Raw genomic sequence first — 15118 nt, 5'->3', positions numbered from 1 at the left:
CCGAGGGACGAGATGGCGAACACAGACGACACCTGGGACCAGGAGTGCGACGTACTCGTGGCCGGATCCGGCGGCGGCGCGCTCACCGGTGCGTACGGCGCGGCGGCCCGCGGACTGGACACGCTGGTCGTCGAGAAGACGGAGCACTTCGGCGGGACCACCGCCTACGCCGGCGCCGGCCTGTGGCTGCCGGGCAACCAGGCGCAGACACGGGGCGGACTGGAGGACTCCGCCGATCTCGGGCGTGCCTACTTCCGCGCCGTGGTCGGCGAGAGCACGCCCCACGAGCTCCAGGACGCCTACCTCGACCACGCCGCCGGCACGGTCGCGTTCCTCGAGGACAACCCCCATGTCCGCTTCGAGTACCGCCCGTTCCCCGACTACTTCGCGGCTCCCGGCCGCTTCGACGCGGGCCGTGCCGTCTTCCCCGTGGACCTGCCCGCACCCGAGGCGCCCCACGCCCTCCTGGACGCGGTACGCCCCCCGGCATGGGCGGAACGGCTCGGCCTGCCCCCGGGCGACGGGCCGCTCACCGACGGACGGGCCCTGATCGGCCGGCTGCTCCTCGCCCTGGAGTCCACCGGCAACGGCCGCACCCTGCTGCGCACCGAACTGCGCCGGCTGATCACCGAGGACGGTCGCGTCGTCGGCGCCGAGGCCCTGCGCGACGGCCGCGTCACGAGGATCCGGGCCCGCCGCGGTGTCCTGCTCGCCGCCGGCGGTTTCGAGGGCAACGCCGCCCTGCGCCGCGACTGGCAGGGCCTGCACGGGGCCGACTGGACCATGGGTCCTCAGGGGGCCAACACCGGCGAGGCCCTGCTCGCGGCGGTCGACGCCGGAGCCGCCACCGGCCTGCTGGACGAGTCCTGGTGGTGCCCCTCGCTGCGCTTCCCGGACGGCACGGCCGCGTTCACCCTGGGCCTGCACGGCGGCATCTTCGTGGACGGCACCGGCCGCCGCTTCGCCAACGAGTCGCTGCCCTACGACCGGATGGGCCGCCGGATGCTCGCGGCCAAGGCCGGCACCACCCCCGACAACCCCGTGTGGTGGGTCTTCGACGGCCGCTTCGGCGACGAACTGCCCGGCATCACCGTCGTCCCCGCCGACCGGAAGGCCTTCACCGAGGCCGGGCTGTGGCGCACCGCCGACACCCTCGACGGCCTCGCCGGCGCCATCGGCGTGGACACCGGCACACTGAGCACCACGGTGCGGACGTTCAACACCTACGCCGCCGACGGGGTCGACGCGGACTTCCACCGGGGCGAGGACCCCTACGACCGCTTCTTCGCCCGGGGCGAGGGCCCCAACCCCTGCCTGGTGCCGATCGGGGAGGGTCCCTTCCACGCCGTGCAGATCGTGCTCGGCGACCTGGGCACCAAGGGCGGTGTGCGCATCGACACCCGGGCCCGGGTGCTGCGCGAGGACGCCACCGTGATCCCCGGCCTGTACGCGGCCGGCAACACCGCCGCCTCGGTGTCCGGCCCCAGCTACCCCGGCCCCGGCGTCCCCATCGGCTCCGCCATGGTCTTCGGCCACCTGGCCGCCGCCGACATGGCGGCGCGCGACGACGCGTAGGCCCACCACGCCCACAGCCGCCGGCCGGCCCCCGTCACGGAACGGACGGGAGCCGGCCGCCGTCGTACCCGTTCCTACCGCCGTAGCGCCGCCGCGCGCCCCGCCCTGCGGCCGAAGAAGCTGCCGTCACCGAGCGAGGCGCCGCTCGCGTACCCCCAGGCCGCGATGCCCGCCGTGGCCCGCCCCGCCGCGTACAGCCCCGGGATCGGCTCCCCGTCCACGTGCAGCACCTCCCCCTCCAGGCCGGTCGTCAGCCCGCCCAGGGCGAACCCCGACGTCATGCCCCGCAGGTCCACGGCACCCAGCGGCCCCCGCAACGGCCGCAGCCAGCGCGCGGCCTTGCGCAGCAGCGGGTCCCGGCCCTGCTCGGCATGGCGGTTGTACACGTCGAGCGTCGCCTCCAGGGCACCGGGCGGCAGCCCCGCCTCCGCGGCCAGCTCCGTCGCGGTCCCGCACACCCAGGCCGGCCGCAACTGGAGCACCTCCGGCGCGGCGGACACCCGGCGGGCCTCCTCGAACCCCTCCTCGTCCAGCACCAGGAACGTCTGGTTCGCCTGCTGGAAGAGGGCTGCCTGGCCGATCCGCCCGGGGTACGTGTCCTCGTTGACGAACCGCTGCCCCCGGCCGTTGACGACGATGCCGCGGATCAGATACTGCGGGTCCATGTGGAGGGCCACCTCGCAGGCGTCCATGTGCGCGACCCCCGCGCCCAGCGCCTGCGCCAGGCGCACACCGACGCCGTCGTGCTCCTCGACCGCCGAACCCGGCCGGCCCACCAGCAGCGGGGCGTGCGCGGCCAGCATGACCTCGTTGTAGGTGAAGGAGCCCGTGGCCAGGACGACACCGCGCCGGGCCCGTACCGTGACGCGCTCGCCGAAGCTGCGCGCGACCACCCCGCACACCGTGCCGTCCCGCTCGGTCACCAGCCCGTCCAGCCGCACCCCGTAGCGGGCCTCCACCCCGAGCCGGCCGGCGGTCTCCACCAGGGGCTTCATCAGCATGTAGCCGCCACCGCGCTCCCCGGTGCGCTTGTTCTCCATCCGCGGCAGATGACCCCGGGGCGCGGGCGCGGCGATCTCGTCGAACGGATGGGCGTTCTCGCCGCCCGAGTACATCAGGCCCTCGTCGGCGGCGGGCTCCCAGGCGGGCTCGCCGTAGAAGACGGGCTTGAACGGGACCCCGCATCCGACCAGCCAGTCGAAGTGGGCGACGCTGCCCTCGCTGTACGCGGTGATCTTCGCCGGGTCGGCCCCCGGCCCCATCGCGGCCATCAGGAACGCGGCCATGGCCTGCGGTGTGTCGTCGAATCCGCAGGCCCGCTGGAGGCCGGTGCCCCCGCCCAGGTAGACGAAGCCGCCCGCCAGGGCGGCGGCCCCGCCCCAGCCGCCGGCCCGTTCGAGCACCAGCACCTCCGCCCCGGTCCGCGCGGCCTCCACCGCGGCCGAGGCACCGGCCACGCCGTATCCGGCGATCACCACGTCCGCGGTGAGGTCCCAGTTGCCGATCTCGGTTGCTGCGTACGGTCTCATGCCGACCTTCCCCTCGCCTCGTGGAAAGAGTGCAGGAGCGTAGGCGGCGGCACCGCGCGGCACAGGACGAAGCTCCCGATGACCGGGAAAACACCGTCGCCGCGCACGGCCAGGACGCCCCGGGGTCGGGCTCGGCCGGCGCGACCGACCCCCAAGGCCCCCTCGGCGCCGGGCGGAACCTCCGTGGCTTCCCGCTCAGTGGGATCAGCGCATGTCGTCGCCGCGCGAGCACGGCGTACGGTCCTGCCACGCCCGCCACCGTGATCCGAGAGGGGTCCCTCCATGGCCGAAGACGTGCTGGAAGCGATCCGCGCCCTGGCCCCGACGCTGCGCGAACGCGCGGCCGAGGCCGAGAAGCTGCGCCGCGTGCCCGACACCTCCATCAAGGAACTGGAGGACACCGGCTTCTTCCAGCTCCTGCAGCCCAAGGCCTTCGGCGGCCGGGCCGCCGACCCGCTGGTCTTCTACTCGGCCGTCAAGGAGATCGCCAAGGCCTGCGGATCCACCGGCTGGGTCGCCTCGGTGGTCGGCGTCCACCCCTGGCACGTGGCCCTGTACGACCCGAGGGCCCAGCAGGAGGTGTGGGGCGAGGACCCCAGGACCCGCATCGCCTCCTCCTACGCCCCCACCGGCGAGGCCACCCCGGTCGACGGCGGCTTCAGGCTCTCCGGGCGCTGGCACTTCTCCTCCGGCTGCGACCACGCCCAGTGGGCCCTGCTCGGCTGCCTCGTCCCGGACGCCGACGGCAACCCGGTCGACATGCGGACGTTCCTGATCCCCCGCACCGAGTACCGCATCGACGACGTGTGGGACACCGTCGGCCTGCGCGGCACCGGCAGCAACGACGTGGTGGTGGAGGACGTCTTCGTCCCCGAGCACCGCGCCCTCAGCTTCGGCCCGGTCACCGCCCTGAAGGTCCCCGGCCACGAGCTGAACGCCGAGCCGCTGTACCGGCTGCCGTACGCCGGGGTGTTCACCACCACCATCTCCACCCCCATCGTCGGTATCGCCGAGGGCGCCTTCGAGTCCTACGTGGAGGCGACGAAGCGCCGCTTCCGCGTCTCCTACGGACAGAAGGTCGCCGAGGACCCCTTCGCCCAGGTGCGCATCGCCCGCGCCGCCGGCGACATCGACGCGAGCTGGCTCCAACTGACCCGCAACATCGGCGAGATGTACGACCTGGCCCGGCGCGGGGAGGAACTCCCCACGACGCTGCGCACCCGCACCCGCCGCGACCAGGTGCTCGCCACCGAACGCGCGGTCGCGGCACTCGACCTGCTGATGGAGAACGCCGGCGGCAGCGCCATGCGCACCGGTCCGAGCCCCGTCCAGCGGGCCTGGCGCGACGCGCACACCGGCCGCGGCCACGCCGCCAACGACCCCGAGCGCGCCCTGCTCCTGTTCGGCCAGGCATCCCTCGGCCTCGTCATCGAGGACACGATGTTCTGACGCCCGCGCGGATACCGGCCGCCCCGCTCCACCGCTCCCGCAGCCAACGCCCCTCAACAGAAAGGCCCGTCACGATGGACATCCGCGCGCTCGGCTACCTCCGCCTGGAGACCACCAAGCTGGAGGAGTGGCGCACCTACACCCTCGACGTCCTCGGCATGGTGGAAGCCTCCGGCAGCACCGAGGACACCCTCTACCTCCGCATCGACGACCGCTCCTACCGGATTGCCGTCCGGGCGGGCACGAGCGACCGGCTGCTCGCGGCCGGCTGGGAGGTGGCGAACGCCGCCGCGCTCGCGACGGCCGCCCGCGAACTGGAGGCCGCCGGATTCGCCGTCAAGAGCGCCGACGCCGCCGAACTCGCCGAGCGCCGGGTCCAGGACCTCATCCACGTGACCGACCCCTGCGGCAACCCGCTGGAGATCTACTGGGGCCAGGCCCAGGACCACTCCGCGCTCGGCACCCCGTACGGCAACCGCTTCGTGGCCGGGGACCTGGGACTCGGCCACGTGGTGCTGCCCGTGCCCGACGTCGAGGCCGCGCTGGACTTCTACGAGAACCTGCTCGGCTTCCAGCTCCGCGACTCGATGAAGCTCCCGCCGCAGGCCGTGCCGACGGCCACCGAGGAGCGGGACTTCCACCTGATGCACTTCCTCAGCCCCAACCGGCGGCACCACAGCCTCGGTCTGTACCCCGCCCCGCTGCCGCCGGGCATCGTCCACTTCATGGTCGAACTGGAGACCCTCGACGACGTGGGCCGCGGCCTCGACCGGATGAACGCCGCCGGCATCCCCATCGCCTCCAGCCTCGGCCGCCACACCAACGACCGGATGGTCTCCTTCTACGCCCAGGCCCCCGGCGGATTCCAGGTCGAGTACGGCTGGGACGGCCTGATCGTCGACCCCGCCACCTGGGTCGCCAAGGAGATCACCGCGGACAGCATCTGGGGACACCATTGGAACGGCTGACCGGCGGCCGGGCGCGTCCGGCCGGTCCGGACGCGCCATGACCACCGCCGCCCCCGCGCGCACCGCCCACACCGAACCCGAAGGAACCCGCTCCCCATGCCGATCGACGTCGAGAAGGTGACCTCCGCCCCGCCCGTGCACGCCCCCGCGGTGTGGGACGACCGCGAGGTGCGGCTCTACCACCTGGCCCTCGGCGCGGGCGTCCCGGAGACCGACCCCGCCGAACTGCGGTACGTCTACGAACGGCACGAGCGGGGCCTTCAGGTACTGCCCACCTTCGGCGTCGTCGCCGGCGGCGGCGGGGGAGTGGGCTTCCAGGTCTTCGACCTGCCCGGTATGGACATCGACCTGGCCTCGGTACTGCACGGCGGGCAGGAGATCACCGTGCACCGTCCGCTGCCCGCCGCGGCCCGGGGAACCACGGTCACCCACGTGCCGGCCGTCCACGACAAGGGCACCGCCGCCGTCGTCGTGCAGGAGTCCACCCTCTTCGACGAGGACGGCGAGCCGCTGATCACGCAGCGCAACCACATCTTCGTACGCGGCGAGGGCGGCTTCGGCGGCGACCGCGGCCCCTTTGCACGCCTCCCCGTGCCGGACCGGGAGCCCGACCTGACGGCCGAGGTCCCGAGCCTGCGCCAACAGGCGCTGCTCTACCGGCTGGCGGGGGACTGGAACCCGCTGCACGCGGACCCCGCCACCGCCCGCCGCGCGGGCTACGACCGGCCCATCCTGCACGGACTGTGCTCCTTCGGGATGGCGGTCAAGACCGTCACCGACCGCCTGCTCGGCGGGGACGCCGCACGCGTCACCGGGTGCCGCACCCGCTTCGCCGGGGTGTTCTTCCCCGGCGAGACGCTGCGGCTGCGCGTGTGGGAGACCGGTGACGGGTATCGCCTGACAGCCACGGCCGCGGAGCGCGACGACGCCCCCGTCCTCACCGACGCCCGGATCACCGCGGCACCGGCGAGGGCAGCGGCACCGGAGAGGACCGCAGCACCAGAGAGGACCGCACCTTCGCATGAGCACTGAATGGGACCACTCCTACGACGTCGTCGTGGTCGGGTCCGGCGCCGCCGGCATGGCCGCCGCCCTCACCGCACGGCTGCGCGGACTGAGCGTCCTCGTGGTGGAGAAGACCGGGCTGTACGGCGGGACCACGGCCCTGTCCGGCGGCGCCATCTGGGTGCCCGGCAACTTCCACCTGGACGCCGCCGGCCTCGGCGACACCCGCGAGAAGGCCCGCGCCTACCTGGACGCCACCGTCGGCGACCGGGTCCCCGCCGCCCGCAAGGACGCCTACCTCGAGCACGGGCCGCGGATGGTGCGGGAACTCCACGACCGGACGGCCGTGCGGTTCATGTACACCCCCGGCTACCCCGACTACTTCCCCGAGGAACTCGGCGGCTTCCCGCAGGGCCGCTCCGTCGAACCGCGGGTCTTCGACTTCAACAAGCTCTCGCCCGGCGGGCGCGCCACCATGCGGCGGTCCGGGCTCCCCACGCGCGGACTCACCATCACCTCCAAGGACTTCCGCCACCTCAACATGGTCCGGCGCACCTGGGCCGGCAAGCTGACCTCCGCGAGGGTCGGCGCCCGCGCCGTCGGGGCGCTGCTCTCCGGACGCAAGCTGCTCTCCCTGGGCGAGGCCCTGATCGCCCGGATGCGGCACTCGCTGGACGCCCTGGGCGGCGAACTGTGGCTGTCCGCGCCGCTGACCGGGCTGGTGGAGGAGAACGGCCGCGTCACCGGCGTCCGCGTCGCCCTCCCCGGGGCCCGGGAGGTGACCGTCCGGGCGACCGGCGGCGTCGTCCTCGCCACCGGAGGCTTCTCCCACGACCAGGAGCTGCGCGAGAAGTACCTGCCCGCGCCGACCTCCGCCGACTGGAGCTCCGCGCCCGAGGGCCAGACCGGCGACGGGCTGCGGGCGGGCATGGCCGTCGGCGCCGCGGTCGACCTGATGGACCGGGTGTGGGGCGCGCCCTCCGTGGTGGTCCCCCCGGCGTCCGGCGCGGAAGAGGGCCGGGGCCGACCGTTCTTCCTCGTCGCCGAGCGCGGCATCCCCGGCATGGTGATCGTCGATTCGGCGGGCGAACGCTACGCCAACGAGGCGGCCCCTTACCACCGGTTCGTCGACGCCATGTACGCGGCCGACCGGCCCGGTGCGCGCACCGTCCCGTCGTGGCTCGTCCTCGACGCGACCGCCAAGTCCCGCTACCTCTTCATGGGGCTGTTCCCGGGCCAGCCGTTCCCCCGGCCATGGCTGGAGAGCGGCTTCGTCAAGAAGGCCGGGACCGTCGGGGAACTGGCCGTGCGGATCGGCGCCGACCCCGAGCGGCTGCGCGCCACCGTGCACCGCTTCAACGGCTTCGCCCGCGCCGGACGCGACGAGGACTTCCACCGCGGGGACAGCGTCTACGACCGCTACTACGGCGACCCGACCCTGCCCAACCCCAACCTGGCGCCGCTGGAACGGGGCCCCTTCTACGCCGTGCCGGTCCACCCGGGCGACATCGGCACCAAGGGCGGCCTGGTCACCGACGCCACGGGCCGGGTGCTGAGGGAGGACGGGACGGTGATCGAGGGACTGTACGCGTCCGGCAACGTCTCGTCCGCCGTCATGGGCGCGACCTATCCGGGCCCCGGCGCGACCATCGGCCCCGCCATGACCTTCGGCTGGCTCGCGGCCGACCACATCGCCCGGGGCGCGGGACGGGTGTGAAGCCGGCGCCCGCGTCGCCCCGAGCGCCCGGGTGAGCCGTCCGGAAGGGCAGCGCACGCAGTGGTGGTACAGCGGACACGACGTGCGCGTCCGCCTCAGCCCGCCGAGTGGTTTGGCCATCGCCGCAGGCGGAGGAGGTCTTCGAGCGCCCTATCTTCTTCTCCGTAGTCGAACGGCTACGCAAAGTGAAAGGGGAGAGGGATGCGTTCCCACATCGTGGGCCGGCTGGTGGCCGTCGCTTCGGCATCGCTGCTGCTGCTCGGAGCGGCGGCCGGTTCCGCCCAGGCGGTACCCGGACCCGTCCTGTACTCGATCGACTTCTCCAACCCCCAGGAGCGCGACGACAACGACCTGCCCGAGCCCTACGGAAAGGTCTTCCTCCAGGCGCCCTGGGGCCAGCAGACCGCGCTGTGGGAGCACCCGGACGTCGACGTCAACACCCCGACGCTGCCGCGCTACCCGGACTTCCGTCCCTACGAGACGCGGTTCGTCGACCATCCCGTGACGGCGGTGTGCGCCTACGTGGGCGAGGACGACACCGGTATCAACGCCGACGACGAACTCGCCGCCGGCTGCGTGCCGTTCGAGGGCAGGGGCGACTACACCATCACCGGTGAGGACGGGTCGGTCACCGTCCACCTGTACGAGGTCTGACCCGGCTCGCCGCCGGCCGGCCCCGCGGCCCGTGAAGGCCGCGGGGCCGGCCCGTCTCCCGCAGCCGGACGGCGGTCAGCCGGGGGAAGTCCCGGCGGCTCTGGAATGTTGCCGGCCCCGCGCGGCGGCTCGAGTGGCATCCTCGCCGCCATGGCAGATGCGACATCCGGCGAGTCCCACGGCGGTTCGCTGGGCACCAGGCTCAACTGGCTGCGGGCGGCGGTCCTCGGCGCCAACGACGGCATCGTCTCCACCGCGGGTCTGATCGTCGGGGTGGCGGGCGCGACCGGTGACCGCTCGTCCCTCCTGCTCGCGGGGCTGGCCGGACTGCTCGCCGGGTCCATGTCGATGGCCGCCGGGGAGTACGTGTCCGTGTCCACCCAGCGGGACTCGGAGAAGGCGGCGCTGACTGTCGAGCGGCAGGAGCTGCTCGAGGCCCCCGAAGCGGAACTGCGGGAGCTGGCGGGCCTGCTCGTGCAGCGCGGACTGAGCGAGGAGGTCGCCATGGCGGCGGCCGAACAGCTCACCCGGCGGGACGCGTTGCGCGCCCATGCGCGGCTGGAGCTGGGCATGGACCCCGACCAGTTGACCAACCCCTGGCACGCGGCCGGCGCGAGTTTCCTGGCCTTCACCGTCGGCGCGCTCCTGCCCCTGCTGGCGATGGTGCTGCCGCCCGCGGACGCCAGACTGGCGGTCACGGTCGGCAGCGTGCTGGCCGCACTCGTCCTGACCGGCTGGGGGAGTGCCCGGCTGGGAGCGGCTCCGCCCGGCCGTGCGGTCGTCCGCAACGTCACCGGCGGAGCGCTGGCCATGGCGGTCACCTACGCCACCGGTGCCCTCCTGAACGCCGCGGGGGTGTAGTTCTCGCCGCCTGCGAGGGCCTGCGCTCCGGGAAGACCCGCGGCCTCGATCCCCGACGCCTGCCACCCTCTCCTGAGCCCGACCGCCTCCTTGCACACCGTCAGCCGCTGTGCAGCACCCGGAACCGGCCGGGCCGCGCCGGATCCCGGTCGACGACCTGGACCGGCGGCCACGCCCACTGCCACACGCCGATGCCCGGCGTGCGGGAGAACCGGATCGGCCCGCGAGTGCCCTCGACCGCCACGTCCGGCCAGGCGGCGGCGATGCGCTCGCGTCGGGTGCCGTGCGAGCGCAGCACCTCGGCGAGGACGGTGATGGTGTCGTAGCCCTCGAAGGCGACGAAGGACGGTGCTTCGCCGAGCCGTTCCCGCAGGGCCGCCTCGACCCGCGCGCCGAGGGGGCCCAGGCGCTCGGGCAGATAGCGCAGGAACGGGACGGCGGCGCCCTCCTCGCCCAGCAGGTCCGCCCAGGAGGGGAGTTCGGGCTGCCCGGCCGGAGCTCCGATCAGGACACCGGCGAGCCGCTCGTCGCGGCGGACGGCCCTGACGACGGGCACCACCGGCTCGGGGTGGCCGGCCAGGAGCAGCAGCGCCGTCGCGCCCTGCCCGGCGAGCGCGTCGCAGACGCCCGCGGGGGTCGGCGCGCCCAAGTCGAGCTCGACCAGGCTGCCGCCGCGTGCGGCCAGGAAGTCCCTCAGGATGCGGGTCCCGGCCGCCCAGTAGGCACTCGGCTGGGCCGCGACGGCGATCCGGCTGTGCCCCGCCCCGAAAAGGTACTCGGCGTAGATCCGCCAGCCTCGGGACTGCGGCGGAGGAAGGCGCGCCACCCATTCCGTCGGCCGCTCGGTGAGCGCGTCGAGCACCGCCGACGAGCAGAGGAACGGCAGACCGAGGGCGTCGGCCCGGCCGGCCGCGGCCCGGGCGACGACGCTGTGGTACTCGCCGGCCAGCGCCGCCACGCCCAGACCGGCCAGTTCGTCCACGGCCGCCACGGCCCGCTCCGGGTCGGCGGCCGTGTCCCGGACCGCCAGTTCGAGCGGCGCGCCGTCGATGCCGCCGCCGTCATTGACCTCCCGGACGCCCAGTTCGAGCCCGGCGACCAGATGCCGCCCCGCCTCGGCCCATCCGGGCGGCGACAGCGGAGCGAGGACGCCGATGCGGGCGGACGGTGCGGGGTGTGTCCGAGGGGTCATGCGCGACATTGCATACACGGCCGATGCCGGCGGGCAACCGAATATGCCCCGGCGGTGGACCCGGTGTCAGTGGCGGCTGCGACGCTGGCGCGATGACCACATGGAACCTGCTCGACCTCGACGGGGCCCTGCGCGCGAGCTGGGCCGCCGACACCTGCTCGCCCGACGACCGGGCCGAGTGGCAGGCCGGCAATCCGGCCTGGGGCCACTGCGACATCACGGCCCTGATCGTCAACGACCTCTTCGGCGGCGACCTCGTCCTGGGGGAGGTGCACCTCGACGGGGCGCAGCATGGCTTCCACTGGTGGAACCGCCTGCCCAGCGGCGTGGAACTCGACCTGACGCGCGAGCAGTTCCAGCGCGGGCAGACCGTCACCGCCGTGCGTGTCGTCGAGCGGCCGCCCGGCCCGGCACCGCGGCGCCAGGAGGAGTACCTCCTTCTGCGCGAGCGCGTCACCCAGCACCTCGGCCCGCTTCCGGACCCCGCCCGGGAGAGCCGGGACCAGCCGGTGGAGGAGCCCATGGTCCCTCCGGAGGCGGCGAGTCGACGGACGCCCCGGAGGCGCTGAGGCGGCCGGAGCCGTCCCGCGCACCACCGGTACGATCATGCCCATGACGGCATCGGAACCCACCATCCTCGCGACCTCCGGCGGGCATCGGGTCGGGGCGCGGACCCGGGTGATGTTCGACGCCCTGGTGCACCACGCCGTCGACCTCTCCGGAGTGCACGGGCGGCGTCCCCGCGTCATGTACGTCGGCACCGCCATCGGGGACGCCGAGCACTTCACGACCCGTATGACCGAGGCCGCGCGGGTGGCGGGATTCGACCTGACGCCGCTGCACCTGTTCCCCATGCCCAACGTCGAGGACGTCGAGGGTGCCGTCCTCGACCACGACGTGGTCTGGGTCATGGGCGGCTCCGTGGTCAACCTGCTGGCGGTGTGGAGGGCGCACGGCCTCGACCGCGTCATGCACCGCGCCTGGCAGGCCGGCGTCGTGCTCAGCGGGGTCAGCGCGGGCTCCCTGTGCTGGTTCCGGGGCGGCGCGACCGACTCGTTCGGCCCCCAACTGCGCCCGGTCACGAACGGGCTCGGCTTCCTGCCGTACGGCAACGGCGTGCACTACGACTCGGACGAGGGCCGGCGTCCGCTGATCCACCGGCTCGTGGCGGACGGCACCCTTCCCGCCGCTCACTGCACGGACGACGGGGTCGGCCTGGTCTACCGCGGAACGGAGCTGGCGGAGGCGGTGACGGAAGTACCGGGCAAGGGCGCCTACATGGTCGTCAGGGAAGGGGACGGGGCCGTGGAGGAGCGCATCGAGCCGCGCAGGCTCACCTCGCCCGGACGGTGACCGCGCCGGCCGTCGGCCGGGCCGCGGTGCGTCCCTGAGCCCGCACCTCGTCGGGATCTGTTTATACTCAAGAACAGGTAGTCAAATTTGATGAGTCTCGTCGATCGACAGGAGCCAGCGTGACCCTGCCCCAGACCGGCTACACCCCGACCGCCGAGGACCGCGCGAGTCTCGACGCCTGGTTCGAGGAGTACGACGCGCTCTGCGTCGACAACGAGATCGACCGGATGGCCGCCATGGCCGTCTTCCCGCTCAACCTGATCAGCGACGACTCCGCCGGCAACGGCAGGACGGCGCAGTGGAACCGCGAGCAGTTCGTCGACACCATGACCCGCGTCATGGGGGACGGCGGCCAGAAGGTCACGTACGACAACACCCGCACGCCGGTCTTCCTGTCCGCGTCCATGGCCGTGGTGTTCACCCGCTCGACCGTCACCGCCGGGGACCGGACGTACGACACGGACTACGCCGACATCCTCGTCCGCAGGGACGGCACCTGGGCCTTCCAGACGATGATCCAGAGCGGTTGGGGCGACAACCTCTGACCCCCCCCGGGACCGCGGGAGCCACACCCCCGCCCGCGGTCCCGGCCCGCCGCTCCGGGGCCGACCCCGGTACGGGCCTCCAAATTCGCTTGCCCCCGCCGTCACCGCCGTGCAAGCCTCTGCGGCGGAACAGTCGTCGCACCGAGGACCTGATCATGCTCATCCGGGACGCTCACCCGACCCAGCGGTCACTCACGGCCGCCCCGATCCCGAACGCCCCGGAGAGCCTCCTTGCCCACGCAGATCAGCGCCCGCGCCGTCACCAAGTCGTACAACGGCCGACTCGTCCTCGACTCCGTCACCTGCACCCTCACCACGGGTGAACGCACCGGCATCATCGGGGAGAACGGATCCGGCAAGACCACCCTCCTGCGTCTGCTCGCCCAGGTCGAGCGGCCCGACAGCGGTGACGTCGTCGTCCAGGCGGACGGCGGCGTCGGCCACCTCCCGCAGGACGGCCGGCTCCCGCCGCACCACACCGTCCAGCAGGCCGTCGACCACGCGCTGAGCGACCTGCGCGCCATCGAGCGCCGTATGCGCGCACTCGAAAGCGCCATGTCCGACGGCGACCACACCGGACTCACCGAGTACGGCGAACTGACGACCGCCTTCGAACTGCGCGGCGGCTACGAGGCCGACGCCCGCGTGGAACGCGCCCTGCACGGCCTCGGCCTGGACCACCTCCCGCGCGACCGCCCCGTCGGCGACCTGTCCGGCGGCGAACAGGTACGGCTGCGCCTCGCCGGCCTCCTCGCCGCGTCCCCCGAGGTCCTGCTCCTCGACGAGCCCACCAACCACCTCGACACGAGCGCCCTGACCTGGCTCGAGGACCACCTGCGCACCCGGCGCGGCACCACCGTCGCGGTCTCCCACGACCGCACCTTCCTCGAACGCGTCACCACCACCCTCCTGGAGGTCGACGCCGACCGCCACACCGTGACCCGCTACGGCAACGGCTACTCCGGCTACCTCGCCGAGAAGGCCGCGGCCCGGCAGCGCTGGGTGCAGGAACACGCCCGCTGGGAGGCCGAGGTGGCCGCGCAGCGCGAGGCGGTCGCCACCACCGCGCGCCGCGTGGCACCCGGCCGTGCCATGACCGACCGCAACAAGATGGCCTACGGCCGGGCCGCCGGCCGGGTCCAGCAGTCCCTGGCCGGCCGGGTACGCAACGCCGAGGAGCGGCTGCGCCGTCTCCTCGCCGCTCCCGTCCCCGTCCCGCCCGAACCGCTGCGTTTCACGCCGGTCCTGCGCTCCGGCCGTCTCGGCGGCACGGTCCTGGACGCCGCCGGCGTCCGTGTCACCGGCCGCCTGGCCCCCACCGACCTCACCGTCAAGGCCGGCGACCGCCTCCTGATCACCGGGGACAACGGCACCGGGAAGAGCACCCTGCTGCGCGTCCTGGCCGGCCGCCTCGCCCCCGACGGCGGGCAGGTCACCCGACGCGGCCGTATCGGCCACCTTCCCCAGGAGCCCGGCCCCGGCCGCCCCGGTGAAACCCTCCTCCAGGCCTACGCCCGCGGCTTCCCCGGTACCGTCGAGGACCACATCGCGCGGCTGCTGTCCCTCGGCCTGTTCACCGAGGACCGCCTCACGGCCCGCGTCACGGAACTCTCCACCGGCCAGCGGCAGCGTCTGTCCCTGGCCCGGCTGCTCAGTCGCCCGTGCGACGTCCTGCTCCTCGACGAACCGACCAACCACCTCTCGCCGGCCGTGATCGAAGACCTGGAAGAGGCCCTGGCCGCCTACTCCGGGACCCTGCTCCTCGTCTCCCACGACCGCCGCCTCCGCCGACGCTGGGAGGGCGACCGCCTCGTCCTGACGGGCCGTGGCGCGAACCGGCCCCCGGCCCGGTGAAAGCACTCGCGGCGTGATCACCCCGATGTCACGCTGATGCAGTTGTCCTTGTCCGCCCCCGACCGCACCGGAGGAACCCGATGACCGACACCCCGCAGGACAACACTCCCGAGACCCCCGAGGTCCCCGAGTCCGAGGCCAAGCGCAAGTTCCAGGAAGCGCTGGCGCGCAAGGCCCGCATGGGCCGGGCCCAGCAGGCCCACCAGGACGGGCGATCGAAGATCAAGGGGCTCAACGGACCCAAGGGCCAGAGCCGCAATTTCCGCCGCAAGTCCGGCTGACCGCCCCGCTCCACACCCGGCCGCGGGGGGCGCCCCCCCCCCCCCCCGCCCCCCCCCGGCCCCCCCCCGGGGGCCCCCCCCCCCGGGGCGGGGCCGGGGGCCCCCCCCCCGCCGCGGGCCGGCGCGGCGGGGGGC

General features: G+C 73.9%; 13 protein-coding genes and 1 pseudogene. 12 read left to right on the top strand and 2 right to left on the bottom strand.

Features of this window, described 5'->3' with window-relative positions:
* Positions 1-12: 12 nt before the first annotated feature.
* Positions 13-1575 (top strand): FAD-binding protein, encoded by a 1563-nt coding sequence (locus ACH499_RS06615; protein ID WP_399014123.1) that lies wholly within the window; start codon positions 13-15, stop codon positions 1573-1575.
* A gap of 74 nt (positions 1576-1649) precedes the next feature.
* On the opposite strand, the gene ACH499_RS06610 is transcribed toward ACH499_RS06615, so the two are convergent.
* Positions 1650-3104: an FAD-dependent oxidoreductase gene (locus ACH499_RS06610; protein ID WP_356206395.1), complete on the bottom strand. Its 1455-nt coding sequence runs from the start codon at positions 3102-3104 to the stop codon at positions 1650-1652.
* A gap of 282 nt (positions 3105-3386) precedes the next feature.
* Between ACH499_RS06610 and hsaA the strand changes: the two genes are divergently transcribed.
* The 6 genes from hsaA (at position 3387) to ACH499_RS06580 (ending at position 9758) form a co-directional block, all read left to right on the top strand.
* Positions 3387-4553 carry a 3-hydroxy-9,10-secoandrosta-1,3,5(10)-triene-9,17-dione monooxygenase oxygenase subunit gene (hsaA, locus tag ACH499_RS06605; protein ID WP_399014122.1) on the top strand — a complete coding sequence of 389 codons (1167 nt, stop codon included), beginning with the start codon at positions 3387-3389 and terminating at the stop codon, positions 4551-4553.
* A gap of 74 nt (positions 4554-4627) precedes the next feature.
* Positions 4628-5521, top strand: coding sequence for a VOC family protein (locus ACH499_RS06600; protein ID WP_399014121.1), 894 nt, complete (start codon positions 4628-4630; stop codon positions 5519-5521).
* Positions 5522-5617: 96 nt separating this feature from the next.
* The gene (locus tag ACH499_RS06595) at positions 5618-6553 is read left to right on the top strand and encodes a MaoC/PaaZ C-terminal domain-containing protein (protein WP_399014120.1); all 936 of its coding nucleotides are present in this window, start codon (positions 5618-5620) and stop codon (positions 6551-6553) included.
* Positions 6543-8243 carry an FAD-dependent oxidoreductase gene (locus ACH499_RS06590; RefSeq protein ID WP_399014119.1) on the top strand — a complete coding sequence of 567 codons (1701 nt, stop codon included), beginning with the start codon at positions 6543-6545 and terminating at the stop codon, positions 8241-8243. Before ACH499_RS06595 ends, ACH499_RS06590 begins: the two co-directional genes overlap by 11 nt.
* 201 nt (positions 8244-8444) lie before the next feature.
* Positions 8445-8897: a hypothetical protein gene (locus ACH499_RS06585; protein WP_399014118.1), complete on the top strand. Its 453-nt coding sequence runs from the start codon at positions 8445-8447 to the stop codon at positions 8895-8897.
* A gap of 150 nt (positions 8898-9047) precedes the next feature.
* Complete coding sequence (locus tag ACH499_RS06580; protein ID WP_356206409.1) at positions 9048-9758, top strand: VIT family protein; 711 nt, start codon at positions 9048-9050, stop codon at positions 9756-9758.
* A 100-nt stretch (positions 9759-9858) separates the two neighbouring features.
* Here the strand turns inward: ACH499_RS06580 and ACH499_RS06575 are convergent, their stop codons facing one another.
* Positions 9859-10950, bottom strand: a complete 1092-nt coding sequence (locus tag ACH499_RS06575; RefSeq protein ID WP_399014117.1) for an ABC transporter substrate-binding protein — start codon at positions 10948-10950, stop codon at positions 9859-9861.
* Positions 10951-11042: 92 nt separating this feature from the next.
* On the opposite strand from ACH499_RS06575, the pseudogene ACH499_RS06570 reads away from it, so the two are divergent.
* The 5 genes and pseudogenes from ACH499_RS06570 to ACH499_RS06550 form a co-directional block, all read left to right on the top strand.
* A pseudogene (locus ACH499_RS06570) lies at positions 11043-11435 on the top strand (hypothetical protein); the annotation flags it as partial.
* A gap of 127 nt (positions 11436-11562) precedes the next feature.
* Positions 11563-12303, top strand: a complete 741-nt coding sequence (locus ACH499_RS06565) for a Type 1 glutamine amidotransferase-like domain-containing protein (protein WP_399014116.1) — start codon at positions 11563-11565, stop codon at positions 12301-12303.
* 119 nt (positions 12304-12422) lie between these two features.
* Complete coding sequence (locus ACH499_RS06560) at positions 12423-12848, top strand: nuclear transport factor 2 family protein (protein WP_356206416.1); 426 nt, start codon at positions 12423-12425, stop codon at positions 12846-12848.
* A gap of 231 nt (positions 12849-13079) precedes the next feature.
* Positions 13080-14702: a ribosomal protection-like ABC-F family protein gene (gene abc-f, locus ACH499_RS06555; RefSeq protein ID WP_399014115.1), complete on the top strand. Its 1623-nt coding sequence runs from the start codon at positions 13080-13082 to the stop codon at positions 14700-14702.
* An 80-nt stretch (positions 14703-14782) separates the two neighbouring features.
* Positions 14783-14983 carry a DUF5302 domain-containing protein gene (locus ACH499_RS06550; RefSeq protein WP_356206420.1) on the top strand — a complete coding sequence of 67 codons (201 nt, stop codon included), beginning with the start codon at positions 14783-14785 and terminating at the stop codon, positions 14981-14983.
* Positions 14984-15118 lie beyond the last annotated feature (135 nt).

The organism is Streptomyces sp. NPDC018947 (genome assembly GCF_044390505.1).
Lineage (GTDB): Bacteria > Actinomycetota > Actinomycetes > Streptomycetales > Streptomycetaceae > Streptomyces.
Note: the sequence above shows the minus strand (reverse complement) of the source record. Positions and strands in the feature narration are given on the sequence as shown.

What these genes read in the sequence shown, in the direction of transcription:
- ACH499_RS06615 (WP_399014123.1), top strand. Translation starts at nt 13, where the DNA reads ATGGCGAACACAGACGACACCTGGGACCAGGAGTGCGACGTACTCGTG.
- ACH499_RS06610 (WP_356206395.1), bottom strand. Translation starts at nt 3,104, where the DNA reads ATGAGACCGTACGCAGCAACCGAGATCGGCAACTGGGACCTCACCGCG.
- hsaA (WP_399014122.1), top strand. Translation starts at nt 3,387, where the DNA reads ATGGCCGAAGACGTGCTGGAAGCGATCCGCGCCCTGGCCCCGACGCTG.
- ACH499_RS06600 (WP_399014121.1), top strand. Translation starts at nt 4,628, where the DNA reads ATGGACATCCGCGCGCTCGGCTACCTCCGCCTGGAGACCACCAAGCTG.
- ACH499_RS06595 (WP_399014120.1), top strand. Translation starts at nt 5,618, where the DNA reads ATGCCGATCGACGTCGAGAAGGTGACCTCCGCCCCGCCCGTGCACGCC.
- ACH499_RS06590 (WP_399014119.1), top strand. Translation starts at nt 6,543, where the DNA reads ATGAGCACTGAATGGGACCACTCCTACGACGTCGTCGTGGTCGGGTCC.
- ACH499_RS06585 (WP_399014118.1), top strand. Translation starts at nt 8,445, where the DNA reads ATGCGTTCCCACATCGTGGGCCGGCTGGTGGCCGTCGCTTCGGCATCG.
- ACH499_RS06580 (WP_356206409.1), top strand. Translation starts at nt 9,048, where the DNA reads ATGGCAGATGCGACATCCGGCGAGTCCCACGGCGGTTCGCTGGGCACC.
- ACH499_RS06575 (WP_399014117.1), bottom strand. Translation starts at nt 10,950, where the DNA reads ATGACCCCTCGGACACACCCCGCACCGTCCGCCCGCATCGGCGTCCTC.
- ACH499_RS06565 (WP_399014116.1), top strand. Translation starts at nt 11,563, where the DNA reads ATGACGGCATCGGAACCCACCATCCTCGCGACCTCCGGCGGGCATCGG.
- ACH499_RS06550 (WP_356206420.1), top strand. Translation starts at nt 14,783, where the DNA reads ATGACCGACACCCCGCAGGACAACACTCCCGAGACCCCCGAGGTCCCC.